Below are 23,117 nucleotides of genomic sequence, written 5' to 3' on the forward strand. Positions count from 1 at the left end.
TTGTAACCTTTTACTCGCTTGATAGCATCATAGAAGAAAAACCTCAAACAAATAGCATTATGGACGCAACCACAGTATTGGTAAACTTGATCATCTTCTCTACACTATTTGGTGTAGTATATATGTTTTTGACAAGTAGAAATAAAGAAAGACTCGCATTAATTGAAAAAGGAGCTGATGCTTCGGTCTTTAATTCAGGAAAGAAATTCAGTTTTTCTGAGGTGATCATGAATATTGCATTATTGGCAATTGGCATTGGAACGGGTGTATTAGTAGGAGCGATGCTTGAGCAAAGTGGACTTGCAAGTGAAGTAGCATTCACCTCTTCAATTTTTATTTTTGGCGGATTGGGTTTACTGGTAAGCATTTTTATCAATAAAAAACTAGAAAAGAAAAATGATTAAACGATAGATTGCCAACTAAAAAACCTCCTCTAGCCGGGAGGTTTTTTTGTTTGTGATAGGATTAAAAGGGTTGCTCTCAATATTCTGATTATTTTTGTGTCAAAAAAAGAGACATTGGATCATCCGCATTTTCTAAAATCGTTTAAAAAAGAAGGTATTTTAACTATTCAGGAAGGGAATGGTAAAGTGATTACCCTCATGTCTCCCAACAAATGGGAAGCAAAAATGGGGAATGACTGGATCTATTTGTTGTTTGATACCTTCCAAATCAGGTCCATATGTGAGCAATTCTCAGAGGTTTCATTGGATATTGTCGAATTCGCTTCTAAACCTACGATTTATCATAGCAAGCCTAATTCGGTAATCCCTGAAGGACCCAAAACCAATGGGTCTTTGATGTTTTCGCTGCTTCGTGAGCCAAATTGGAATAAATTATTGTTTCAGATTTCACAGCCAACGTTGGTCAAATTAGATTCAACCGAGAAAGCAGAAGTGAAAACCGATTTATTATTCCCATTATTTAGTCTTGGAACCAAAGAGATGTATTTAGGAGCTGAGGGTGATGTAAAAATTTTGAAAGGATGAATTTCAAATCCCATCTTGATTCCATAGATGTTTTTAAAAAAGTAGCTCAAGCAGCTCAAAATGCCAATCTTGAAACCTATGTAGTAGGTGGATATGTTCGAGATTTGGTTTTGGGAAGGGAGAAATCTGATAAGAAAGATATAGATTTTACTTGCGTAGGAAGTGGTATTGCGTTGACAGAAGAAGTTGCGAAGCAATTTGATTTTCACGTGCCCCTTTCAGTTTTTAAAAATTTTGGTACAGCGATGCTAAAATTGGATGATTGGGAGCTGGAATTTGTAGGAGCCCGTAAGGAATCCTATCGCTCTGAATCAAGAAAGCCAATAGTGGAAGATGGCACACTTCAAGAAGATTTGGAGAGAAGAGACTTCACTATCAATGCCATGGCCATTTCCTTGAATCAGGATAACTATGGAGATTTGTTGGATCCCTTTGAGGGATTGAAGGACCTGAAAAGTAAAATCATCCGTACACCTTTAGATCCTAATGTGACTTTTTCAGATGATCCGCTTCGAATGATGCGAGCGATTCGTTTTGCTTCTCAGCTTGATTTTGATATTGATGCCGATACCTTTTTTGCGCTTACAGCAAATGCGGATCGACTTAAAATTATATCTGGAGAAAGAATCATTGATGAGCTGAATAAAATCTTATTGGTGCCAAAACCTTCTTATGGATTCAAATTGCTGTTCGCAAGCAAATTACTTCATGAGTTTTTTCCTGAGATGGTTGCTTTGCAAGGCGTAGATTCTGTGGATGATAAATCACATAAAGATAATTTTTATCATACCCTTCAGGTAGTAGATAATGTATCACAAATGAGTGATGATCTCTGGCTGAGATGGGCGGCTGTTTTGCATGATATTGCCAAACCGGCAACCAAACGATTTAATTCAAAAGTTGGATGGACTTTTCATGGCCATGAAGACAAGGGCGCCAAAATGACTCCCGGGATTTTCAGGAGACTCAAGTTGCCCATGGATGATCGGATGAAGTTTGTTCAAAAGCTGGTCAAATTGCATTTGAGACCCATTGCATTAGTAAAAGATGAAGTGACTGATTCTGCCTTAAGAAGATTGTTGTTTGATGCGGGAGATGATATTGATTCACTGATGAAGCTTTGTCGGGCAGATGTAACTTCAAAGAACAATAAACGTGTTAAACGATACCTAGAAAACTTCGATAAAGTGGAGCAAAAGCTTTTGGAAGTAGAGGAAAAGGATCAAGTTCGAAATTTTCAGCCACCTGTTTCTGGCGAAGAAATTATGGAAACCTTCGGGCTTTCGCCATCAAAAATCGTTGGAGAGATTAAAGAAGAAATTAAAGAAGCTATATTGGAGGGCAAAATTCAAAATAAGCCCGAAAAGGCAAGAGAATTGATGTTGGAAATCGCTAAATCAAAAGGAGTTTTTCCAGTCAAAGATCTACCAAAATCATCATCAAAATAAATTAATTGAAAATGAAGCGCGTTTTATTCATGCTGCTCCTGGCTTTATGTGCCAGCCCTATTCTTGCCCAAACTGCTACGGATTCTATTCCTCGTTTGGACGCAAAAACCAGAAAAGCTTTAAATACCCAAGATCAAGCTGCTTATCAGTTGGCTCAGAGATATGCTGACCCTTTGGTGGCTAGAACCAAGTTGTATGAGTTGATGGTCAGAAACCCAGAGGATATGAGATATCCTGAGTTATTGGCAGGAATGTATTTCGAAAGCAACCTATATACATCTGCTGCTTTGGTGGCAATGGATATTTTGGAATTCAATGACAAGAGTATTGGAGCATTAGAGATTGCAGCTTATTCTTTGGAGCAAGTAGGAGCTCTTGATCGAGCACTTCCTCATTTCGAAAGTCTCTATTTATTGACTGGAGATAATTTCAGCCTTTATAAATCAGGATTTCTCCAGTATTCTTTGAAGCGATATGATGAGGCTTTGAACTCAGCTAATATGTTGATTAAAAATGCAAAGGCAGATGAGAAAATCGGTTTCAATACAACAGAAGGAGTGACCCAAGAAGTGAGCATGAAAGCTGCAGCCTTGAATTTGAAAGGTATGATTTATTTGGATCAGGGATCAAAGCCAGAAGCTAAAACTGCTTTTGAGGAAGCAATTCAACTGGATGGCTCCTTTGAACTTGCAAAAGAAAACTTGAAAAAGGCTCAATAATCGAGTATCAAATGAATCTTAAAACCGGGAAATCCCGGTTTTTTTTATGTCTTTAAAAAATTAAAAAAATAGGAAATAGGCTATACTGGTAGTAAAAAGTGAGATTGCCAGACTTAAAATCAGAATTTTAGGGTAGTTGGTATTGATGTTTTTTTGATGGGAAGATTGGTCCACCACAATTTTCTTGTAAGGTTTAATTACCTCTTGAATCAAAGCCAGGCACCCGAAAAAGTAAATTGATAAAATCAGTAATAAACTTGCTGCTAATTCCATTTGATTTCCTTTTTTTTCAAAGGTACCTTCCTTGAATCCATTATCATTTCGAATTTTAAAACTTAACAATTTGATAATGAGCAAAAAAAAGCGACTTCTGGAGAGTCGCTTTTTCTAAAAATTAACTAATTGTTTACCTAACAGCTATTTGATCAACTTCATCGTTGTCAGGATCACCTATGACTGCGCCTCCAGCTCTAGGAGTTCCCCAAAGCAAAAGACCGCAAACATGGGGAGAAGCCATCGAGGTGCCACTATATGAGGCATAACCACCTGGGACAGTAGATAAAACCCCTACTCCAGGAGCTGCAAAGTCTATAGGAGGGTTTCCGTAATTTGAGAAGGATGCATAAACATCACTACTATTTACTGCAGAAATTGTATAGATATTTCCATGTTCTGCTCTCGCTGGTGAGTGATTATTGGCATCATCAGATTCATTTCCAGCAGCGAGTGCCACTTTAACTCCACTTGCTGCCATAGCAATAACTGCATTATCTAAAGCCTGCGAAACAGGTCCTCCTAAACTCATATTTGCAACATCTCCATTGTTTGCATTTGCTTTAACGAAATCAACACCAGCAATTACACCTGAATAAGAACCAGATCCTCTAGAATTAAGAACCTTTACAGGGACAACAGTAGCTCCAGCAGCAACTCCAACAACACCAATTGAATTATTAATTGCAGCTACAGTGCCAGCAACGTGTGTGCCATGCCCATTTCCATCTTGAGATAAATCAGAATCTTTTCCAGAAGAGAAGGCATTGAATCCTAAACTTGCATCCACATTTAAATCAGGATGACTGGAATCGATTCCTGAATCGATGATATAAGCCACATTAGTTCCAGTATAAGTTTGACCACCTCCAACTCGGGTGATTCCATAAGGGGTTTGCTGAGCTGCGGAGCCACCGCCTCCACCGCCACCATTACCTGGTCTACCGCCGGGAGGTGCAAGCGCAATTACTCTATCAGGCTCAATAGCTTTGATACTTGGATCTTTAGCAATCAGTTCAGCTTGCTCATCAGTTAATGTAACAGAGAATCCTTCAATAGAGCTTCCATATACATAACCAATGTTTTCTTCAGCGATTCTGTATTTAGCTAAAAGTTCAGAACCAGTCTTTCTCATAGCAGCCTGCACAGCATCATAAGACATGTCTTTTCTGAAATTCAATCCTGTTGGTTGCATCGTGACGATGTATTTACCAGGAATAATATCACCGGACTTAAATCCGATGTATTCCACTGTATCTGGGGACAGTGGGGAGTCATCTTGCGGCTGGCAAGAAAATGCAAGCGCACCCAAAGCTAAACCAGCTAAAAGGACTGGTTTTCTCCAAAGTTTGTTTTGGTTGATCATAATTGTTTAGTTGATTGATTGGTTAAATCTCCTTTTCAACGGTCAATTTTCCGTGTTAAGGACCAGAATCTCTAAATATTCTTTGGAATTAACAATTTTTAGAGAAAAAAAATATCGGTAAAAAAAATGGCCTCAATTTCTTGAGGCCAAACTGCATTTATTTGATGATGTTATTTTCTATCATTTTTCCAGACCTGACTTTTAAATCAAGTGTGCTCCCAATGTCCTTTCTATCAAGAACTTCAAATCTTCCAGAAGATGGAATTCCAGTTATCTGAGATATTGCTGTTCTCAACAAGAGTTCATTGACATCACCAAGAGGCCTTAATCTTTCAGAGGATTCTTTCTTTGTAATATTTGGAGTAAATCCATTTGAATAATCGGATTGATCTAGGCTGTTGAAACTTTGGGAAACAATCGGCAGGATTCCATAAGGGTTGTCTGGATTTTCTTCATCTTCAAAAGGAATCGAACCTACATTTTTTCCATAAGTCACATCGCCGATAATAAACACATCCATATAGGGCTTTAATCCATTGATCACTAATTCTGAAGCGGATGCAGTTCTTCCAGATGTTAACACATAGACTCTGTTTCCTTCCAGAATATTTCCAAGGTTTTGAGTTTTTACTTTAAAAGCTGTCTTTACATTGCTCAACTCTGGTATCTCAGACATTAATAAGTTGTTGTACTTCGTCTTTGAGAATATATCAGTACTAGTAACAGATGGGGCAATTAAACTCGCCAAATTGGTTGCAGAAGAAACATAACCTCCTCCATTATATCTAAAATCAATGATCAAATGATCGATGTTTGCAGCTTTGAATTTTGCAAAAATCTCATCGGTCTGATTATCATACTCCGTACTGTTGCCTCCTGGCCCAGGAGCAAAGAAGTTATACATAAAGTAACCGATTTTTTGTCCTTCAATAGTGTAGACTGTATCTACATAATTTGGATTTTCTGAAAGTTGAACAGTATTAAGGGTCAATGGCTCTTGTTCCTCATAAACTTGCGATTCTGGATTCAGGCTCAAATAAGTAATAGTGTGTTGAGATTCTATTTGACCTAGTATATCTCTATAGTTTTCAGTTGTGAGTTGTGTGCCATTGATTTTAGTGATGATGTCACCTCTTACCAGGCCAGCGGCTTCTGCAGGACTGCCTTTTTTCACATAGGAAATCTCAGCAATTACGTTTTGGCTATTTTGGCTTTCTAGATATAGCTGAAATTCATATCCTGCTTCTAGCGTAATTCCATTCAGATTATTGATCAATTCCTGATAGTCAGGATAAATAACAGAGAATCTATCTGCTGCTTTATATAATAATGCATCATAATAATCTTCTGGATCGGAATCTGCTGCAATAGGAGTACCAAGGTTGTTCAACCAATAATATACCTCATCCATCACATCTAGAATCCATCCATTAATAGCTGTATTCGAGCTAGGATCTATGACCGGTTCTGTATCTTCTTTGTCTTTACAGCTCCATCCAAATCCAGCCAGGATAAGAAATAGGCTAAGTTGAATTAATTTGGTTGATTTCATAGGAATTGTATTATAAGCTCTTTAAGAACGTATTACTTTCAAGTATGTTTGATCAGAGTGAATTTACTTAATAGGTCGATCCGAAGGAAACATCATGGGTTTTACTATCGAGTAAACGACCATTTTCACATTTCAAAACCCGATAAGGATACTTACGAAGTAACTCATGGTTATGGGTTGCCATAAGTATTGCTGTTCCTTTTTTATTGATTTCTTGGAATAGCTTAAAAATGCCGTCTGCTACATCAGGATCTAAATTTCCTGTAGGCTCATCAGCTAGCAAAATAGAAGGTTCATTCAATAAAGCTCTGGCAATAACCACACGCTGTTGCTCTCCACCAGAAAGCTGATGAGGCATTTTGCTGGCTGCATTATTAAGACCGACAAGTAAAAGAACTTCCGCCATTCTTGCTTTAATTTTAGCAGAATCTTTCCATCCTGTCGCCTTCATGACAAAATTTAGGTTTTCCGCAACAGTTCTATCGTTGAACAATTGGAAATCCTGAAAAATGATACCGATTTTCCTTCTTAAAAAAGGGATTTCTTTAGTCTTGATTTTGGTGAGGTCAAAACCTGCAATCTCAACCATGCCACTTTTTAATTCCAGATCGGCATATAATGTTTTTAACAGTGAGCTTTTGCCACTGCCTGTTCGACCGATTAGAAATACGAATTCATGCGGCTCCACAGAGAAATCCACGTCAGTCAAAATAGGGTCTACACCTTGAAAAATGGTGGCTTGTGTTACCTGTAAAACAGGTTCGGTACTAAAATCCATTCTTACAGATCTAATTTTTGCAATTTTCCAAAAGGCAGTCCTTGAATTAAGCTTTCTAGTTCTTCTTCTTTCCCTTCAAGACCGAATTTTTCAATATTCTTTAATGGTCTATCAGCTCTGAAATAGGCTACTAGAACGAAATTTTCATCCCGTATTTGTATGTAATCTGGGATTTTTGCTTTGCCTTTTACTTTTATGATATACATAGAGGGAAATTAAAAAAAAGACCGGCAAAAGCCGGCCTTTCTGAGTTTATTTTCCTGCCGCTTTAGCATGATCAGCCAGAAACTGTGCCAATCCTGAATCGGTCAGTGGATGTTTTAATAATCCGGTAATTACTTTTAACGGGCAAGTGACTACGTCAGCTCCTACCTCAGCACACTTCAACAAGTGCATGGTATGTCTTACTGATGCCGCCAAAACTTCTGTTTCAAAGCCATAATTGCCATAGATATGTACAATCTGAGAGATCAAGTCCATGCCATCAAAAGCGATGTCATCTAATCTACCAATAAAAGGAGATACATAAGATGCACCGGCTTTTGCAGCCAATAGCGCCTGACCTGCTGAGAAAATCAACGTACAATTGGTGCGGATTCCCTCACTATGAAAATATTTCAATGCCTTCACGCCATCCTTGATCATCGGGATTTTCACCACGATTTTATCATCGATTTTGGCTAGCTCTTTTCCTTCTTTCACCATGCCAGCAAAGTCAGTAGAAATAACTTCTGCACTTACTTTATCATCCACGATATCGCAGATTGCTTTATAGTGCGCTTTTACTTTTTCATCTCCGCTGATTCCTTCTTTAGCCATCAAAGAAGGATTGGTAGTTACACCATCTAATACACCAAGGTCGTATGCTTCTCTGATTTCATCCAGATTAGCTGTGTCAATAAAGAATTTCATTTTTGAATAATTAAAATAGGCGTGAACATGATTCTTTGCTTGATACTTGAAAACCGAAAGGATAATCTTTGGTTTAAAAATTCAGAACAAGAAAACCATGTGTGATTTGGTTTTAATTGCTGAGCAAAGTTAGAAGATAATTCAAGATTCGGAACCTTAGCCCTCAGTACATTCAAAAAAATAGGGCAAAAAAAGAAGCGGCATCGCACCGCTACAACCGCCTACCCTTGCTTCCTTCCGGACCTGGGGGATTCAGCAGGAGCTGGTCGTGCCGCTAGGCCACAAAGGTAAGGCAAAATTCACAGTTTACAATTCATCCATCCATAATTTGATCCAGTCAAGGGATCTAGTGCTGAATATCAGATGGATAAATTATTTTGAAATAAGTGTTTTTAGCTTTTTGCAAGATGAAGCTGGAATTCCAGAGGGCTGCAGGCCTGAAATTCGTCTTCTGCCAGGTCCTCAAAAATTTCCTCGTCAAACTCCATGATTGTTTTTTCCACTTTTCCATCAGGGTGAATAATCAATTCAGTACCCGTAAAATCACTAGGGTTGACTTGTACTAAAACTTGATAATCGTCAAAAATTCTTTTAAAATATTGGAAAATGACCTGTGCCATGCGTAAGATTTGATTTTATTTTCAAATGTAGAGGTAAATTTTCGGAAATAAGTTTTGCGGATTCAGATCCCTTTCTAAATTTGTCCGAAACTTATGAAAACAATAAAAGCAAATATCTGGTGGTGGCATCTGAATTCTTTCCAAGGGAAAGCTCAGAAAGCCCGTGCCTGAAATTGCTGCACGAAATATAAAGGCTTGCTGGATTTCCCAGTAAGCCTTTTTTTATGATCAAAAACTTATAACTAATGTCCAAGTCAAATTTTCAAATCCTTACCTCCTATAGAAAAAGATTGGCGGATACGATTACTCCAGTGAGTATTTATCTGCAGATCCGAGACAGATTTGTCAACCCGATTTTGCTGGAAAGCTCTGATTACCATGGCCAGGAAAATAGTTATTCCTATATCTGTTTCAATCCACTTGCGACTTTCAGCTTTAATGCTGGGAAAGTAGAGGAAAAACTCCCCTCTGGTAAGAAAGAGGTCTATGAGGTGACAAGCCAACAGAAGTTGATGGATAGCTTAAGGGCATTTGGTAATAAGTTTTCCCGCGAACCAGATCAGTTTAAATTCAGTACTAATGGCTTATTTGGATATATCCAATATGATACGGTAGCCTATTTTGAGGATATCAAACTCAAAAACACCAAGGAGAGTCAGGTTCCGATGCTTCAATATTCCATTTACCAAAATATCATCGTGGTGGATCATTATAAAAATGAACTCCACATGTTTGAGCATCAGGTAGAGGGATATAAATCCGAAGCTCAGATGGATGAGATAGAAATACTCTTAAACAATAAGAATATCCCTGCTTATTCTTTCAAGCGAATCGGTGAAGAAACTTCAAACTATTCAGATCAGGAGTTTTTGAAAATATTAAACCAAGGCAGAGAGCATTGCTTTAAGGGAGATGTATTTCAGATTGTGCTTTCCAGAAGATTTAGCACTGCTTTTAAAGGTGATGAATTCAATGTTTACCGTGCCCTTCGTTCAGTCAATCCTTCTCCTTATTTATTCTACTTTGATTATGGATCCTTCAAGGTCTTTGGTAGTTCTCCAGAAGCACAGATTGTAGTGAAAAACAAAAAGGCTACCATCTTTCCAATTGCCGGAACTTTCAGAAGAACAGGAAATGATCAAGATGATGCGGTTTTGGCGAGAAAACTATATGATGATCCGAAAGAAAACTCAGAACATGTGATGTTGGTGGATCTTGCTCGAAACGACCTTTCAAGATCATCTGAGCACGTTAATGTGGAGGTTTTCAAAGAGATCCAATACTATTCTCATGTAATCCACTTGGTTTCTAAGGTGACTGGTGAACTGCATCAAGGTGCAAATCCATTGCAATTGGTGGCAGATACTTTTCCTGCAGGGACACTCTCAGGAGCACCTAAATACAGAGCCATGGAATTAATCGATGAGCTTGAAAATATATCAAGGGAATTCTACGGTGGGGCTATCGGCTATTTAGGTTTCAATGGGGATTTTAACCACGCTATTTTAATCCGATCATTTGTTTCGGAAAACAATAAGTTAAGATTCCAAGCAGGAGCAGGAGTGGTGGCCAAATCATCTATTCCTTCAGAACTACAAGAAGTTTCCAACAAGCTTGAAGCACTAAGAGTGGCTCTTAGAACGGCGGAGAAAATTTAATTGGAAAATTGAAAGATTTTAAGATTGAAAAATTATGGCAAAATATGATCGATTCGAAGACTTGCCCGTTTGGCAGCACGCAATTAGAATAGGAGTGAGAATTTATGGATTGGTAGAATCTGAAAAATTAGGAAAAGACTATCGTGCCAAAGATCAACTGATTGGGTCTGCAATTTCGATCTCTAATAACATTGCTGAGGGATTTGAATATAATAGAAATAGGCAGTTTATCCGATATCTAGAAATATCAAAAGGTTCGGCAGGTGAACTCCGAAGTCAGCTTTTTTTATTGCTTTCAACAGGAAAAATAGACAAGGAAATTTATGACGAATACTATTCGGATTTAATCGATCTGTCAAGTGAATTAAAAGGCTTAATTAAATATTTAAATGAATTTGAAAACGGGAAAAACAAAAAGGATTAACTCTAACAAATCTTCCAATTTTTCAATTTTCCAATATTACAATCTATATAAATGAAAATATTAGTCCTAGATAATTACGATTCCTTCACTTACAATCTGGTTTATATTGTGAGGCAATTAGGCTATGGTGATCGAATGGATATTTTCCGAAACGATAAGATATCCTTGGAAGATGTGGATCAATACGATAAGATTCTTCTTTCTCCTGGGCCAGGTGTGCCCGAAGATGCGGGAATCATGCCGGATTTGATTAAGAAATACAGTCCAACTAAATCTATTCTTGGAGTTTGTCTCGGTCATCAGGCGATAGGAGAGGCATTTGGAGGTAGTCTAATCAATCTCTCAGAAGTGCTTCACGGAGTAGCGTCTCAAGTGAAAGTTCAGCCTGATTTGCTTTTTAAAGGCGTTCCAGATACATTTAATATTGGTAGGTACCATTCTTGGGTCATCGACGAATCCACCCTTTCGCCGGAACTTGAGATCATAGCCCGAACTCCTGATCAGCAGATTATGGGAGTGAGACATAAGACCTTAGATGTAAGAGGTCTTCAATTTCATCCTGAAAGTATTCTGACAGAAAACGGAGTTCAAATCATTCGCAACTGGCTGGAGAATGAGTAATCATTCGTAATCCCCTTAATCCAACCCAATCATGAAAGAAATTATCAATCACCTTATTGCCCATAAAACCTTGGAAAAATCCGAGGCAAAAGAAGTTCTGAAAAACCTGGCAAGTGGAAATTATAATCCAAGTCAAATTGCGGCATTTATGACTGTCTATTTGATGAGAAGTATCACTGTCGAAGAGCTATCAGGTTTCCGAGAGGCAATGCTGGAACTTTGTGTTCCTGTAGAGATTGCAGAATACGATGCCATGGACCTTTGCGGTACAGGTGGAGATGGAAAAGACACCTTTAATATTTCCACACTGTCTTCATTTATTGTGGCAGGAGCAGGGCAAAATGTGGCTAAACATGGAAACACTGGCGTTTCTTCCATTTGCGGTTCATCGAATTTGCTGGCTTATTTTGGCTATGAATTCACAAATGACATTGATAAGATCAGAAAGAGTTTGGACGAAGTAGGGATTTGCTTTTTGCATGCACCATTATTTCACCCAGCTATGAAAAATGTGGCTCCCATCCGTAAGGAACTAGGGGTTAAGACCTTCTTCAACATGCTTGGTCCGATGGTAAATCCAAGTTTCCCCAAGAAACAGGTGGTTGGTGTTTTCAGCTTGGAGTTGGCGCGCTTATATGGCTATTTATACCAAGATATGAACGGTAGATTTTCTATCCTCCATGCCTTAGATGGCTACGATGAGATTTCATTAACAGGACCATTTAAAATGATTTCCAATGAGGGGGAAAGAGTGCTTAACCCAGAAAATATTGGATTGAAAACACTGAAAGCTGATTCTATCTTAGGCGGGACCACCATAGAAGAATCCGCTAAAATCTTTGAAAACATATTAAAAGGAAAAGGGACCAAAAGTCAAAACGCAGTTGTACTGGCTAATTCAGCAGCTGCGTTGGTAACAGCAGAAGAAGGGCTTTCCTTTGTAGATGCTGTTGCTAAAGCAGAAGAGGTATTGCTATCAGGCAAAGCCTTGGAAGTATTTGATGGTCTAGTCAACCCTAAAACAAGCGTTTCTTTAGCTTAAAAAACCTATGAATATTTTAGATAAAATCATTGCTCAGAAGCATATAGAAGTAGCTGAGAAGAGCAGTTTAGTCCCTGTGAAACTTTTAGAGAAAAGTATTTTTTTCGAAGGAAAAGTAGTTTCCATGAAGCGTTATGTCACTGATGCGGAAAAGTCAGGGATTATTTCTGAGTTTAAGAGACAATCTCCCTCGAAGGGAATTATTAATGGTGCGGCACAGATTGAAACCGTAAGTATCGGTTACATGCAGGCTGGAGCATCAGCTCTTTCCATATTAACTGACAAGGATTTCTTCGGAGGATCCAATGAAGATTTGAAATCAGCTAGAAAATTTAATTTCTGCCCTATTCTCAGAAAAGATTTTGTCATAGATGAATACCAAATCCTGGAAGCAAAATCAATCGGTGCGGATTGTATTCTTTTGATAGCGGCAGCTTTGGAACCAGCTAAATTGAAAAGTTTAGCAGCTTTTGCTAAAAGTCTTGGACTGGAAGTTTTGATGGAAGTACATGATGGGGAAGAACTTGAAAGAAGCTTATGCGAAGAGTTGGATCTAGTGGGTGTGAATAACAGAAACCTCAAGACCTTTGAAGTTTCGCTTGATACCTCTTTGGAATTGGTAGAGAAAATCCCATCCAGTTTTGTGAAAATCTCCGAAAGTGGAATTTCAAAGCCTGAAACTTTGGTGACTTTGAAAAAAGCTGGCTTTGATGGATTCTTGATCGGAGAGAATTTCATGAAATCTTCTAGACCAGAGCAAGCAGCTTATAATTTTATCAAAGAATACAAGAAACTGCTGGCGAAAGAAACCGCTTTAGATCAAGCCTGATGATTATCAAAGTTTGTGGGATGCGAGAGCCGGCCAACATGCTGGCATTAGAGAAATCAATTAAGCCTGATTGGATGGGATTGATTTTCTATGCTAAATCTCCACGCTTTGTATCCTCAGAGATTGCCTCAAAAACAGCAGAGATAACAATTCCAAAAGTTGGAGTTTTCGTAAATGAATCCTTGGATTATTTGTTGGAAAAAATCAATGAATTTCAATTAGCAGCTGTTCAACTACATGGAAATGAAAGTGCGGCATTTGTAAAAGAATTGAAACTGAAAACAGATGTAAAAATCTGGAAAGTAATCTCTGTAGGAAGTTCCATTGATTGGGAAACATTGAGAGATTATGTGGGGTTAGTTGATTGTTTTCTTTTCGATACTGCAACCAAAAATCATGGCGGTTCGGGAAAGAAATTTAATTGGCAACTGCTTCATGAATATCCCTTTGATGTTATCTTTTTATTGAGTGGTGGGATTGACGAAGATTCAGTTATTGAAATTAAGAAATATTCCGAGGTTATTCCTCAATTGATAGGAGTGGATCTCAATTCAAAATTTGAGGTGGAACCAGGATTAAAAAATATTGAAAAGCTAAAAGCTTTTAAAAATACATTGTTGAAATAAAGTTTAGTGATCATTTAATCACTGACAACATGAACGAACAACAGATGATCAAAGTAGATGAAAAGGGTTTTTATGGCAAATTCGGAGGAGCTTACATTCCCGAAATGCTTCACCCAAATGTGGAAGAACTGAGAGAGAATTATGAGTCAATCATGGCCTCAAAGGAGTTTCAGGATGAGTTCAGAGGATTACTCAAAGATTATGTGGGAAGACCTACTCCTTTATATTTTGCCTCGCGATTATCAGAAAAATATGGAGCAAAAATCTACCTGAAAAGAGAAGATCTTTGTCATACAGGGGCACATAAAGTAAACAATACCATCGGACAGATCATCTTGGCAAAGAAGCTCGGAAAGAAGCGGATCATAGCAGAAACCGGGGCCGGCCAGCATGGTGTGGCTACGGCAACTGTCTGCGCGCTGATGGGAATGGATTGTACCATCTATATGGGTGAAATTGACATTGCTAGACAGCATCCAAATGTGGAAAGAATGAAGATTTTGGGAGCACAAGTGGTTCCCGCAACTTCCGGTTCCAAGACTTTGAAAGATGCGACAAACGAAGCGATGCGAGCTTGGATCAATAATCCTGTGGATACTCATTATATCATTGGCTCTGTGGTTGGGCCTCATCCATATCCAGAGATGGTTGCCAGATTTCAATCTGTGATTTCGGAGGAGATTAAATGGCAATTGAAGGAGAAAGAAGGAACAGAAAATCCAGATTTAGTTATTGCATGTGTTGGTGGAGGATCCAATGCTGCGGGTGCTTTTTATCATTATTATAATACGCCAGGAGTACGATTAGTTGCTGCAGAAGCTGGAGGATTGGGAGTGAATTCAGGAAAAACAGCAGCAACAACTGCTAAAGGAACTCCAGGCATTCTTCATGGATCAAAAACTATACTGATGCAAACTGAAGATGGTCAGGTAGTTGAGCCTCACTCTATTTCTGCTGGATTGGATTATCCAGGAATCGGACCTGTGCATGCGCATTTGTTTGATGTGGGAAGAGGAGAATTTGTAGCGGTTGAGGATAAAGATGCTATGGCAGCTGGTATTGAGCTTAGTCGATTGGAAGGAATCATTCCAGCTATCGAGTCTGCACACGCTATTTATGCCTTGAATCTAATTGAATACTCCAAAGATGATGTGATCGTGATCAACCTTTCTGGAAGAGGCGATAAAGATTTGGATACCTACATCAAATGGGGGAAGTATTGAATGATTTTGGAAATACGAAATACGATATGGTGATGAACTCCAGACAAATTTTTTAGATGGTATGGAGTTTTCTCTAAAGCCTCAATTTTAAAGTTAAAGCTCGTATTTCGTGCCTCGTATTTCAAAAAAAATTAGAAAAAATGAATAGAATACATAAGCTGTTTGAAAATAAAAAAGATCGCGTTCTCTCGATCTACTTTACTGCTGGCTTCCCGAAACTGGAAGATACATTGCCCATCATGGAGGCAATCCAAGCTGGTGGAGCGGATATAATTGAAGTGGGCGTACCTTATTCTGATCCAGTTGCCGATGGCCCAACCATTCAGGATAGTAATATGATTGCTTTGGAAAATGGGATTTCTCTCAAGAAAATTTTTGAGCAATTAGCTGGTTTTCGGGACAAAATCCACATTCCTGTTGTTTTGATGGGGTACCTAAATCCTATCATGCAATACGGAATGGAGGCTTTTTGTAAAAAATGTCAAGAGGTAGGAGTGGATGGATTGATACTTCCGGATTTACCAATGCAGCAATACATTGATGACTACAAGGAATTGTTTGAGAAATATGGTTTGGTCAATACATTTCTTATTTCACCTCAGACTTCCGAAAAGAGAATCCGTGAAATCGATGAGAATACCTCAGGCTTCATTTACATGGTTTCATCCCATAGCATCACCGGTGCAAAAGCAGGGATTTCTGAAGAGCAGATTTCTTATTTCGATCGGGTGAAAGCACTCAACTTAAAAAATCCAAAGCTGATAGGTTTTGGGATTTCAGACTCAGAAACATTTACCACTGCATCTAATTATAGTAATGGTGCCATCATTGGATCGGCATTTATCAAAGTTGTGAAGGATTCAAAAAACCTAAGTGAGGATATCCAGCGATACATTCAATCAGTGGTGAATTGAAAAAAATCACAATCAAACCTTTGATTCACTAAAACGCTTAACGTTTAGTTTATCTTCCTAATTCGTACTTCATAAATCGTACTTAAATAATGATTATTCAACTTCAGCCAGATATTTCCTCTAAGCAAAAGGAAAACCTGATCGATAAAATCAACGGTATCGGCTACAAAACTACCGAAGTAAAAACCCAATTAGGGGATTACCTGATTGGTATCGGCAAAAAGGAATTTGACATCCGTAAAATCGGTCAGATGGATGGAATCATTGATATCCATATCGTTTCTGACGAATACAAATTGGTTTCTAAAAAGTGGAAAGCAAAACCAACTTCCATTGATTTGGGTGATAATGTATTTATCAAAGATGGAGAAATGGCGATCATCACCGGACCTTGTTCGATTGAGTCCGAGGAACAAATCCGTGCTGTGGTAGCTCATTGTGTTGAAAATAATGTAAAGATGATGCGAGGTGGGGTTTTCAAACCTCGAAGTAGCCCTTATGCATTTAGAGGTTTGGGATTGGAAGGACTAAAGTTATGGTACAATATCGCCCATGAAGCAGGTATTAAAATCGTGACTGAAGTGATGCAGACTTCTCAGATCGAAGAAATGTATCCTTATGTGGATGTGTACCAAGTAGGGGCGAGAAACTCTCAAAACTTCAACTTGCTAGACGAACTTGGCAAAGTAGATAAAGCAGTAATGATCAAACGCGGGATCTCTGGAACAATTGAAGAGCTTTTGCAATCTGCTGAATATGTGTTTTCCGGAGGAAATGAAAAGTTGATTCTCTGTGAAAGAGGAATCAGAACTTATGAAAGAGCTTCCAGAAACACTTTGGATTTGAATGCGATTCCAATCTTAAAAGCAAAATCACATTTGCCTGTGATCGTCGATCCATCTCATGGTATCGGTATCCGTGCTTATGTGCCACAAATGGCTTTGGCAGGAGTGATGTCGGGTGCCGATGGAATCATCTATGAATCCCACGAAATTCCTGAGAAAGCTTATTCCGATGGCCAACAAACTTTAGATTTTGTCCAAAGCGCAAGATTGATCTCTTGGATCAGAGAGAGTTTCGCGATGCGAAAAGGATTTGATTTGTTGTAAAAAATTGATTTCTAGATTAACCTGCTTAAATTAGTTGCATGAATCCGACACCAAGAACCTTTGTACATCATTCTTACCACCATTCTCAATGAAGGGGTAGGATTGCTATGGTTTTTTGGTAAAAATATAGAGGCCTATTCCTTACTGGAGTAGGCCTTTTTTGTTTTGCCAGATTTGAAATTGACGAACTTAAGACAGAGAGAATAGTTATAAATACTCAAGAATATACCCAAATACCATGAACATGAATTCAAAACCAAAAGACTGGGTTTTTACTGACCCGAGATTACAGAAGCTCAAGCAGGAGTACGATGCTTACACTGCTGAGGATTTTAAAGTCTGGAAGATATTGTTTGAAAGGCAGATGCCAAACCTACCGAAGGCTGCCTCAAAAGCCTATTTAGAGGGAGTTGAAATTGTGAATTTCTCTGCGGATAAGATTGCAAATTTTGATGAGCTCAATCAGATTTTATCCAAAACTACAGGGTGGGAAGTTCAGGTGGTTCCAGGATTGATTGATGATGATTTGTTCTTTGGACTATTGAATAATCGAAGATTTCCTTCGTCCACTTGGTTGAGGAAAATGGAGCAATTGGATTATTTGGAAGAGCCTGATATGTTTCACGATGCCTTTGCCCACATGCCGATGTTGACCAATCAGCCTTATGTCGATTTTCTGGAAAAGCTTTCTGGGATCGCTTTGAAACACATCGATAATCCATGGGCAATTCAGTTGTTGAGCAGGATTTATTGGTTTACAATTGAATTTGGACTGATAAAAGAGGATGGAGAGTTAAAAATTTACGGGGCTGGTATCTTAAGTTCGGCCGGAGAGACTAAATTCAGCCTTTCAAATGAGCCAAAGCATTACGATTACGATGTGCGGAGGATTTTGAATCAAGAATACTGGAAAGATCACTTTCAGGATAAATATTTTGTGATAGAGAATTACGAGCAACTTTATGAATCACTTCCGGAAATAGAAGCGGTTCTTGAAGAGATGTTGCTGGAGAAAGAAAAGTAGAATTTGTAAGAATTGAAATGTAAAAGTCGGGTGCCCGATGTTCGGTGTAAATTCATCGAATATCGGACATCGGACATCAGACAATACATGAAAATAGCAGTCATAAAATACAATTCCGGCAATGTCCAGTCGGTTCTTTATGCATTGGAACGTCTAGGCGTGCAAGCTGAATTGACAGACGATGCTGAAAAAATCAGGTCAGCAGATAAAGTTGTTTTTCCTGGTCAAGGTGAAGCCAGCACAGCAATGAAATACCTCAAGAAAAGGAACCTTGACACTTTGATTGGAGATTTGAAACAGCCATTTCTGGGAGTCTGCTTAGGACTTCAACTTTTGTGTGAGCACTCTGAAGAAAATGACACGAAGTGTTTGGGGATTTTTCCGGTGAAAGTGAAGAAGTTTGTGCCTGAAAATTCCCAGGAATTCAAAGTGCCTCATGTAGGTTGGAATGAATTGGAGGATTTAAAAAACAATCCATTGCTAGCCGATCTTCCAGCAAACCCATTTGTATATTATGTGCATAGCTATTATGCGGAACTAAGCAATTTGACTCTGGCAAGTACGCATTATATCCATGATTTTTCCGGAATTCTTCATCGGGATAATTACTATGCCATTCAGGCTCACCCTGAGAAAAGTGGCTTAGTGGGAGAGAAGCTGTTAAGCAATTTCTTAAGGATTTAAAATCATAAATAACGATTTACGAAATACGAGTTACGAGGTGTTTCTGCACCTTCACAACAAGAATAAAACTCAAATCCCCATGTTTCCTTTGAAATATGCTGACAGCCCTTCAATAATTAATGTTAAATCATAATTTTCCAATCTTTCAATCTTTCAATTTTCCAATTCAAAAAAAATGCAAATAATCCCAGCAATCGACCTTATCGGAGGTAAATGTGTCCGACTAAGCCAAGGCGATTACAGCAGCAAAAAAGAATACCATGACGATCCTTTGGAAATGGCCAAGCGTTTTGAAGGAGCTGGAATCCAAAGACTTCATTTGGTAGATCTTGATGGTGCCAAAGCCAAAAAGATTGTAAATGGAGATGTACTGGAAAGAATAACAAGCGGGACTAGTTTACAACTTGATTTTGGGGGAGGAATTCAGTCAGATGAGGAAATTGAGAAGGCTTTTGAATTCGGAGCAAAGCAGGTAACTGGTGGAAGTATTGCAGTGAAAAACCCAGAACTATTTGGTGGTTGGATCACCAGATTTGGCGCTGATAAAATCATTCTTGGTGCTGATGCCAAAAACAGAAAGATCGCAGTCGGAGGTTGGGAAGAAACTACCTCCGTGGATTTGATTCCATTTATCAAAGACTATGTCGAGAAAGGAATCAGCTATGTGATCTGTACGGATGTAGCAAAAGACGGATTGCTTCAAGGTCCATCTACGGATTTATACAAAGAGATTTTAGAAGAAATTCCTGGCGTAAAATTGATCGCAAGTGGAGGAGTATCCTCTGTGAAAGATTTGGAAGAACTGGAGAAAATAGGTGTTTACGGGACAATCGTTGGGAAGGCCTATTATGAAGGAAGAGTAACGTTGGAGGAATTGGCAGCTTTCGTTTAAGTACGATTTACGAAATAAGAATTACGAGATTGAACTGAACCTCAATTATCAATATCAATTCTCACCATCAAAAAAGGCTAAATATGGGGAGGATGGTAAACACAAAAATAGACCTCGAACCCCGATAACTATAGGGGCGTATTTCGTACTTCAGAAAATTAGAATAATGAATATTGAAGAAATGTTAATAGAATTCAAATAATGCTTACTAAACGAATAATCCCCTGCCTAGATATCAAAGAAGGCCGAACAGTCAAAGGAGTGAACTTTGTTGAGCTGCGTGATGCAGGTGATCCGGTGGAGTTGGCAAAAATTTACTCGGATGAAGGGGCTGACGAATTGGTGTTTTTGGATATCACTGCAACCGTAGATAAGCGTAAAACTTTAGCGGAATTAGTTACAAAAGTGGCCAAAGCCATCAATATTCCATTTACAGTGGGAGGCGGGATTTCTACTGTAGAGGATGTGAAAGTATTGCTTAATGCCGGAGCCGATAAGATTTCCATCAATTCTTCAGCGGTGAAAAATCCTCAAATTATCAATGAAATGGCTGCCGAGTTTGGTTCTCAATGCATTGTTGTAGCGATAGATACCCGAAATGTAGACGGAATTGACTTTGTCCATACTCATGGAGGCAGGCGGGCAACGCTTCTAAAAACACAAGAATGGGCTCAGGAAGTCTGCGAACGTGGTGCTGGAGAAATTCTTCTGACTTCCATGGATCATGATGGGACTAAAGCTGGATTTTCCAATGAATTATTAGCTGAGATTTCTTCAGCACTTTCCATTCCAGTTATTGCTTCTGGGGGAGCTGGGACCATGGCACATTTCAAAGATGTGTTTACCTTTGGAAAAGCAGATGCAGCTTTGGCAGCAAGTATTTTCCACTTTAAAGAGATTGGAATTCCTGAATTGAAGCGATACCTCGCCGATTCAGAAATCAGCATAAGAAACTAGTAATGAGCGAAAGAATAATTGATTTCAAAAAAATGGACGGTTTAGTGCCTGCAATAGTACAAGATGCTTTGAGCGGGAAAGTACTGATGCAAGGCTATATGAATGAGGAGGCTTTGGTAAAAACCAAGGAAACTAAACAAGTGACTTTTTTTAGCCGTAGCAAAAACCGGCTTTGGACAAAAGGAGAAACCTCTGGAAATTTCATGGAGCTAGTTTCAATTTCTGTTGACTGTGACGGAGATTCTATTTTGGTGAAAGCTAATCCAAAAGGTCCGGTTTGTCACACAGGTGCAGATACTTGTTTTGCTGAGGTGAATTCTTCTAAAATTGGTTTTATTGACCAGCTGAGAGCCATTATCAAGGATAGAAAAAACAATCCAACGGACAAATCCTATACAGCCTCACTTTTTGCCAAAGGCATCAATAAAGTTGCCCAGAAAGTTGGAGAAGAAGCGGTAGAGATCGTGATCGAGGCTAAAGACGACAACAAAGAATTATTTATGGGGGAAGCGGCGGATTTACTTTACCACTATTTGGTTTTGTTGGAGGCCAAAGGATATGAACTAGATGAAGTAATGGATGTGCTGATAGAAAGACATCAGAAAAAATAAATAAAGCCCGATTCAATCGGGCTTTATTTTTAGTAAGCTGGGAATTCTTGTTGAAGCCCTTTGAATTGATCTATCATCTCCCATTTAGGTCGATAGAATGTGTTGACGAGCCTGCTGTTCACATTTCCATTTTCCAAGACCTGGATTGCAGCGGCCAATCTTAAATCATTTTCTGATCCCCAGTTAAATTGAGGAGTGTCTCCCACTAGAAAATCTGCAGGAAATCCATCAAAATAATCAGCTTTGCCATTTGCATTGGAAAGAGAAAATGTAATTGGAACAAGCTCCACATTGTTTTCCTTCAATACCGGTTCGTAAGAGGATAATGGAAAAGAGCCAACAGGCTTTCCATAAGTATTGTCACCTACCAAGGTAATATCAAAATATGGATCCAAACAGTTGATGACCAATTCTGAAGCAGAAGCAGAACCTCTTGAGGTGATAAACACAAGTTTATTTAGGTTCAAATTTCCTTTTTTTACAAAGTTCTCAGTTTTATTGAAATCGCTTTTAAGGGAGTTCAACTTGTTGGTATACATTACCTTGTAATCATTGCTAAGTTGAATCAGAGAGTTTAAAATTTGCTCTGCTACATCTACAGATCCCCCACCATTATACCTCAAATCAATAATTAAATCCGTAATATTTTCTGATTCAAAATAGGCCATAGAATTTTCTACTTCCTTACTCTGAGTGGGACTTAATCCTTGGGTAGCTTTAAAGCTGTTGTAAACCCAATAGCCAACTTTTTTTCCTGAAAGATCTATGACGGATTGATACAAAACAGAATTGGATTGATATTCCGCCTTTGTATTTGATCGTGTCGTTTCGGTTCCGTCAGGAAGTTTGAATTTAAAGGAGTTTGTAATTCCGGGATCAGGACCACCTAATTTGAAATCATATCCCCCCGTAGAGGTCTTATATTCAGAAATGGGTTTACCGTTCACTTCTAGAATCTCCCAGCCTCTCTGCCAACCATCTTTTCCTGCAGGTGATTCATCAAATACGAATGTGAGGAATAGCCTTTCATTCGCATCAAAGGCAAAACCGAATCCATGTCCGGCATTTCTACCCACAAAGGCGTTATTAAAGTCTTCTTGAGTTGTCAGGTATGAAAATCTGTCTAGGGGCTTAAACTTTATTGCCTCTAAAAACTCTTCATTCGATGCAAAGTCAGAGGTATTGGGCTTTGCAGGAAGTTCTTTATTCCAATAATACCATTCCTCCATGCCAGAATAGATCGCATCCCTAACAGCATTGGATTGCGGATTGGGAGTGGGATCGTCTTTTTTGTTACAAGACCAGATTCCGACTAGCAACAAACTCAGGTACAGATAGTGTTTTTTCATGATAAGTTCAAGATTGCTATTTAGATACGGATATTATTGGAATCAAGGTTTACTAGATGGCGATATCGTAAACTTTTACTGTTTTCCACATATGGGAATATTTCTCTATAAATTCTAGATGCAGAGGGTCAGATTGGTAAACATCTTGGTCTTCTAAGCTATCAAAGAAAAGTGTACAGGAAACCTGAAAAGAATGATCTACTACATCTCTTTTAGCAGTAGCTGCGGGTGTGCCTGCGATAAATTTCCCTACTGTTTTACATCTTCCCAACATAGGCACAGCCTCGGTTAAAAACTCTTCTGTGTTTGCTACATCATGCAGGTAAAAATATACCTGATGAATCATTTTTTGTTTTGCCATTTCTTTAGCGATTGAATTAATAGGTAATACTGCTGCAGCACTTGCTACACCAACGGTTTTTAAGAAATTTCTTCTTGAATTCATGGTTTGATTAGGATTGGAGGGAAATTGATCTTAAAAATACAAGATAGATTTA

27 protein-coding genes and 1 other RNA gene are annotated in these 23,117 nt (G+C 38.6%); 18 read left to right on the plus strand and 10 right to left on the minus strand.

The window, feature by feature from the left end; genetic code table 11:
* Positions 1–59 precede the first annotated feature (59 nt).
* The 4 genes from J0A69_RS17360 (at position 60) to J0A69_RS17375 (ending at position 3,156) form a co-directional block, all read left to right on the plus strand.
* On the plus strand, positions 60–404 hold the full coding sequence (locus J0A69_RS17360) for a DUF6249 domain-containing protein (protein ID WP_206587881.1): 345 nt from the start codon (positions 60–62) through the stop codon (positions 402–404).
* Positions 405–500: 96 nt separating this feature from the next.
* Positions 501–989 carry a hypothetical protein gene (locus J0A69_RS17365; RefSeq protein ID WP_317194883.1) on the plus strand — a complete coding sequence of 163 codons (489 nt, stop codon included), beginning with the start codon at positions 501–503 and terminating at the stop codon, positions 987–989.
* Positions 986–2,437, plus strand: coding sequence for a CCA tRNA nucleotidyltransferase (locus J0A69_RS17370; protein WP_206587882.1), 1,452 nt, complete (start codon positions 986–988; stop codon positions 2,435–2,437). Before J0A69_RS17365 ends, J0A69_RS17370 begins: the two co-directional genes overlap by 4 nt.
* A gap of 11 nt (positions 2,438–2,448) precedes the next feature.
* On the plus strand, positions 2,449–3,156 hold the full coding sequence (locus tag J0A69_RS17375) for a tetratricopeptide repeat protein (protein WP_206587883.1): 708 nt from the start codon (positions 2,449–2,451) through the stop codon (positions 3,154–3,156).
* A 60-nt stretch (positions 3,157–3,216) separates the two neighbouring features.
* Here J0A69_RS17375 and J0A69_RS17380 read toward each other — a convergent pair whose 3' ends face one another.
* From J0A69_RS17380 to J0A69_RS17415, 8 genes are all read right to left on the minus strand, one after another.
* Complete coding sequence (locus tag J0A69_RS17380; RefSeq protein ID WP_206587884.1) at positions 3,217–3,429, minus strand: hypothetical protein; 213 nt, start codon at positions 3,427–3,429, stop codon at positions 3,217–3,219.
* Positions 3,430–3,562: 133 nt separating this feature from the next.
* The gene (locus tag J0A69_RS17385; RefSeq protein ID WP_206587885.1) at positions 3,563–4,795 is read right to left on the minus strand and encodes a S8 family peptidase; all 1,233 of its coding nucleotides are present in this window, start codon (positions 4,793–4,795) and stop codon (positions 3,563–3,565) included.
* 157 nt (positions 4,796–4,952) lie between these two features.
* On the minus strand, positions 4,953–6,347 hold the full coding sequence (locus tag J0A69_RS17390; RefSeq protein WP_206587886.1) for a S41 family peptidase: 1,395 nt from the start codon (positions 6,345–6,347) through the stop codon (positions 4,953–4,955).
* 67 nt (positions 6,348–6,414) lie between these two features.
* Positions 6,415–7,125: a cell division ATP-binding protein FtsE gene (locus tag J0A69_RS17395; RefSeq protein WP_206587887.1), complete on the minus strand. Its 711-nt coding sequence runs from the start codon at positions 7,123–7,125 to the stop codon at positions 6,415–6,417.
* A gap of 2 nt (positions 7,126–7,127) precedes the next feature.
* Complete coding sequence (locus tag J0A69_RS17400; protein ID WP_074226538.1) at positions 7,128–7,331, minus strand: fructose-6-phosphate aldolase; 204 nt, start codon at positions 7,329–7,331, stop codon at positions 7,128–7,130.
* Between the two features lie 46 nt (positions 7,332–7,377).
* The gene (fsa, locus tag J0A69_RS17405) at positions 7,378–8,037 is read right to left on the minus strand and encodes a fructose-6-phosphate aldolase (RefSeq protein WP_206587888.1); all 660 of its coding nucleotides are present in this window, start codon (positions 8,035–8,037) and stop codon (positions 7,378–7,380) included.
* Positions 8,038–8,228: 191 nt separating this feature from the next.
* Positions 8,229–8,315, minus strand: an RNA gene (gene ffs / locus J0A69_RS17410) — signal recognition particle sRNA small type.
* Between the two features lie 114 nt (positions 8,316–8,429).
* Entirely contained in the window at positions 8,430–8,657 is a 228-nt protein-coding gene (locus J0A69_RS17415; protein WP_206587889.1) for a hypothetical protein, read from the minus strand.
* Positions 8,658–8,902: 245 nt separating this feature from the next.
* Between J0A69_RS17415 and J0A69_RS17420 the strand changes: the two genes are divergently transcribed.
* The 14 genes from J0A69_RS17420 (at position 8,903) to hisIE (ending at position 21,271) form a co-directional block, all read left to right on the plus strand.
* A complete protein-coding gene (locus J0A69_RS17420) occupies positions 8,903–10,315 on the plus strand; it encodes an anthranilate synthase component I family protein (RefSeq protein WP_206587890.1) in 1,413 nt (470 codons plus the stop codon).
* A 34-nt stretch (positions 10,316–10,349) separates the two neighbouring features.
* Positions 10,350–10,739, plus strand: a complete 390-nt coding sequence (locus tag J0A69_RS17425; RefSeq protein ID WP_206587891.1) for a four helix bundle protein — start codon at positions 10,350–10,352, stop codon at positions 10,737–10,739.
* A gap of 51 nt (positions 10,740–10,790) precedes the next feature.
* On the plus strand, positions 10,791–11,360 hold the full coding sequence (locus J0A69_RS17430; RefSeq protein ID WP_206587892.1) for an anthranilate synthase component II: 570 nt from the start codon (positions 10,791–10,793) through the stop codon (positions 11,358–11,360).
* Positions 11,361–11,391: 31 nt separating this feature from the next.
* Positions 11,392–12,402, plus strand: coding sequence for an anthranilate phosphoribosyltransferase (gene trpD, locus J0A69_RS17435; protein ID WP_206587893.1), 1,011 nt, complete (start codon positions 11,392–11,394; stop codon positions 12,400–12,402).
* A gap of 7 nt (positions 12,403–12,409) precedes the next feature.
* Positions 12,410–13,231: an indole-3-glycerol phosphate synthase TrpC gene (gene trpC, locus J0A69_RS17440; RefSeq protein ID WP_206587894.1), complete on the plus strand. Its 822-nt coding sequence runs from the start codon at positions 12,410–12,412 to the stop codon at positions 13,229–13,231.
* Positions 13,231–13,857, plus strand: a complete 627-nt coding sequence (locus tag J0A69_RS17445) for a phosphoribosylanthranilate isomerase (RefSeq protein WP_206587895.1) — start codon at positions 13,231–13,233, stop codon at positions 13,855–13,857. The genes trpC and J0A69_RS17445 overlap by 1 nt, the downstream gene beginning before the upstream one ends.
* 44 nt (positions 13,858–13,901) lie before the next feature.
* Positions 13,902–15,080: a tryptophan synthase subunit beta gene (gene trpB / locus J0A69_RS17450; RefSeq protein ID WP_206587954.1), complete on the plus strand. Its 1,179-nt coding sequence runs from the start codon at positions 13,902–13,904 to the stop codon at positions 15,078–15,080.
* Between the two features lie 140 nt (positions 15,081–15,220).
* Complete coding sequence (gene trpA, locus J0A69_RS17455; protein ID WP_206587896.1) at positions 15,221–15,994, plus strand: tryptophan synthase subunit alpha; 774 nt, start codon at positions 15,221–15,223, stop codon at positions 15,992–15,994.
* A gap of 89 nt (positions 15,995–16,083) precedes the next feature.
* Positions 16,084–17,103 carry a bifunctional 3-deoxy-7-phosphoheptulonate synthase/chorismate mutase gene (locus tag J0A69_RS17460; RefSeq protein ID WP_206587897.1) on the plus strand — a complete coding sequence of 340 codons (1,020 nt, stop codon included), beginning with the start codon at positions 16,084–16,086 and terminating at the stop codon, positions 17,101–17,103.
* A gap of 244 nt (positions 17,104–17,347) precedes the next feature.
* Positions 17,348–18,127: a phenylalanine 4-monooxygenase gene (locus tag J0A69_RS17465; protein ID WP_206587898.1), complete on the plus strand. Its 780-nt coding sequence runs from the start codon at positions 17,348–17,350 to the stop codon at positions 18,125–18,127.
* Positions 18,128–18,214: 87 nt separating this feature from the next.
* Entirely contained in the window at positions 18,215–18,811 is a 597-nt protein-coding gene (hisH, locus tag J0A69_RS17470; protein WP_206587899.1) for an imidazole glycerol phosphate synthase subunit HisH, read from the plus strand.
* Between the two features lie 175 nt (positions 18,812–18,986).
* Positions 18,987–19,703, plus strand: coding sequence for a 1-(5-phosphoribosyl)-5-[(5-phosphoribosylamino)methylideneamino]imidazole-4-carboxamide isomerase (hisA, locus tag J0A69_RS17475; RefSeq protein ID WP_206587900.1), 717 nt, complete (start codon positions 18,987–18,989; stop codon positions 19,701–19,703).
* A 201-nt stretch (positions 19,704–19,904) separates the two neighbouring features.
* The gene (hisF, locus tag J0A69_RS17480) at positions 19,905–20,660 is read left to right on the plus strand and encodes an imidazole glycerol phosphate synthase subunit HisF (protein ID WP_206587901.1); all 756 of its coding nucleotides are present in this window, start codon (positions 19,905–19,907) and stop codon (positions 20,658–20,660) included.
* Between the two features lie 2 nt (positions 20,661–20,662).
* On the plus strand, positions 20,663–21,271 hold the full coding sequence (hisIE, locus tag J0A69_RS17485; protein ID WP_206587902.1) for a bifunctional phosphoribosyl-AMP cyclohydrolase/phosphoribosyl-ATP diphosphatase HisIE: 609 nt from the start codon (positions 20,663–20,665) through the stop codon (positions 21,269–21,271).
* A 29-nt stretch (positions 21,272–21,300) separates the two neighbouring features.
* Here hisIE and J0A69_RS17490 read toward each other — a convergent pair whose 3' ends face one another.
* Both J0A69_RS17490 and J0A69_RS17495 read right to left on the minus strand, forming a co-directional pair.
* Entirely contained in the window at positions 21,301–22,620 is a 1,320-nt protein-coding gene (locus J0A69_RS17490; RefSeq protein WP_206587903.1) for a S41 family peptidase, read from the minus strand.
* Between the two features lie 52 nt (positions 22,621–22,672).
* Entirely contained in the window at positions 22,673–23,065 is a 393-nt protein-coding gene (locus J0A69_RS17495; protein WP_206587904.1) for a Dabb family protein, read from the minus strand.
* Positions 23,066–23,117: the final 52 nt, after the last annotated feature.

It is taken from the genome of Algoriphagus pacificus (assembly GCF_017254845.1).
GTDB classification, from domain to species: Bacteria; Bacteroidota; Bacteroidia; order Cytophagales; family Cyclobacteriaceae; genus Algoriphagus; species Algoriphagus pacificus.

Excerpts from the sequence above, each read along its gene's own strand:
- J0A69_RS17360 (WP_206587881.1), top strand. The coding sequence starts at position 60 with ATGGACGCAACCACAGTATTGGTAAACTTGATCATCTTCTCTACACTA.
- J0A69_RS17370 (WP_206587882.1), top strand. The coding sequence starts at position 986 with ATGAATTTCAAATCCCATCTTGATTCCATAGATGTTTTTAAAAAAGTA.
- J0A69_RS17375 (WP_206587883.1), top strand. The coding sequence starts at position 2,449 with ATGAAGCGCGTTTTATTCATGCTGCTCCTGGCTTTATGTGCCAGCCCT.
- J0A69_RS17380 (WP_206587884.1), bottom strand. The coding sequence starts at position 3,429 with ATGGAATTAGCAGCAAGTTTATTACTGATTTTATCAATTTACTTTTTC.
- J0A69_RS17385 (WP_206587885.1), bottom strand. The coding sequence starts at position 4,795 with ATGATCAACCAAAACAAACTTTGGAGAAAACCAGTCCTTTTAGCTGGT.
- J0A69_RS17390 (WP_206587886.1), bottom strand. The coding sequence starts at position 6,347 with ATGAAATCAACCAAATTAATTCAACTTAGCCTATTTCTTATCCTGGCT.
- J0A69_RS17395 (WP_206587887.1), bottom strand. The coding sequence starts at position 7,125 with ATGGATTTTAGTACCGAACCTGTTTTACAGGTAACACAAGCCACCATT.
- J0A69_RS17400 (WP_074226538.1), bottom strand. The coding sequence starts at position 7,331 with ATGTATATCATAAAAGTAAAAGGCAAAGCAAAAATCCCAGATTACATA.
- fsa (WP_206587888.1), bottom strand. The coding sequence starts at position 8,037 with ATGAAATTCTTTATTGACACAGCTAATCTGGATGAAATCAGAGAAGCA.
- J0A69_RS17415 (WP_206587889.1), bottom strand. The coding sequence starts at position 8,657 with ATGGCACAGGTCATTTTCCAATATTTTAAAAGAATTTTTGACGATTAT.
- J0A69_RS17420 (WP_206587890.1), top strand. The coding sequence starts at position 8,903 with ATGTCCAAGTCAAATTTTCAAATCCTTACCTCCTATAGAAAAAGATTG.
- J0A69_RS17425 (WP_206587891.1), top strand. The coding sequence starts at position 10,350 with ATGGCAAAATATGATCGATTCGAAGACTTGCCCGTTTGGCAGCACGCA.
- J0A69_RS17430 (WP_206587892.1), top strand. The coding sequence starts at position 10,791 with ATGAAAATATTAGTCCTAGATAATTACGATTCCTTCACTTACAATCTG.
- trpD (WP_206587893.1), top strand. The coding sequence starts at position 11,392 with ATGAAAGAAATTATCAATCACCTTATTGCCCATAAAACCTTGGAAAAA.
- trpC (WP_206587894.1), top strand. The coding sequence starts at position 12,410 with ATGAATATTTTAGATAAAATCATTGCTCAGAAGCATATAGAAGTAGCT.
- J0A69_RS17445 (WP_206587895.1), top strand. The coding sequence starts at position 13,231 with ATGATTATCAAAGTTTGTGGGATGCGAGAGCCGGCCAACATGCTGGCA.
- trpB (WP_206587954.1), top strand. The coding sequence starts at position 13,902 with ATGATCAAAGTAGATGAAAAGGGTTTTTATGGCAAATTCGGAGGAGCT.
- trpA (WP_206587896.1), top strand. The coding sequence starts at position 15,221 with ATGAATAGAATACATAAGCTGTTTGAAAATAAAAAAGATCGCGTTCTC.
- J0A69_RS17460 (WP_206587897.1), top strand. The coding sequence starts at position 16,084 with ATGATTATTCAACTTCAGCCAGATATTTCCTCTAAGCAAAAGGAAAAC.
- J0A69_RS17465 (WP_206587898.1), top strand. The coding sequence starts at position 17,348 with ATGAATTCAAAACCAAAAGACTGGGTTTTTACTGACCCGAGATTACAG.
- hisH (WP_206587899.1), top strand. The coding sequence starts at position 18,215 with ATGAAAATAGCAGTCATAAAATACAATTCCGGCAATGTCCAGTCGGTT.
- hisA (WP_206587900.1), top strand. The coding sequence starts at position 18,987 with ATGCAAATAATCCCAGCAATCGACCTTATCGGAGGTAAATGTGTCCGA.
- hisF (WP_206587901.1), top strand. The coding sequence starts at position 19,905 with ATGCTTACTAAACGAATAATCCCCTGCCTAGATATCAAAGAAGGCCGA.
- hisIE (WP_206587902.1), top strand. The coding sequence starts at position 20,663 with ATGAGCGAAAGAATAATTGATTTCAAAAAAATGGACGGTTTAGTGCCT.
- J0A69_RS17490 (WP_206587903.1), bottom strand. The coding sequence starts at position 22,620 with ATGAAAAAACACTATCTGTACCTGAGTTTGTTGCTAGTCGGAATCTGG.
- J0A69_RS17495 (WP_206587904.1), bottom strand. The coding sequence starts at position 23,065 with ATGAATTCAAGAAGAAATTTCTTAAAAACCGTTGGTGTAGCAAGTGCT.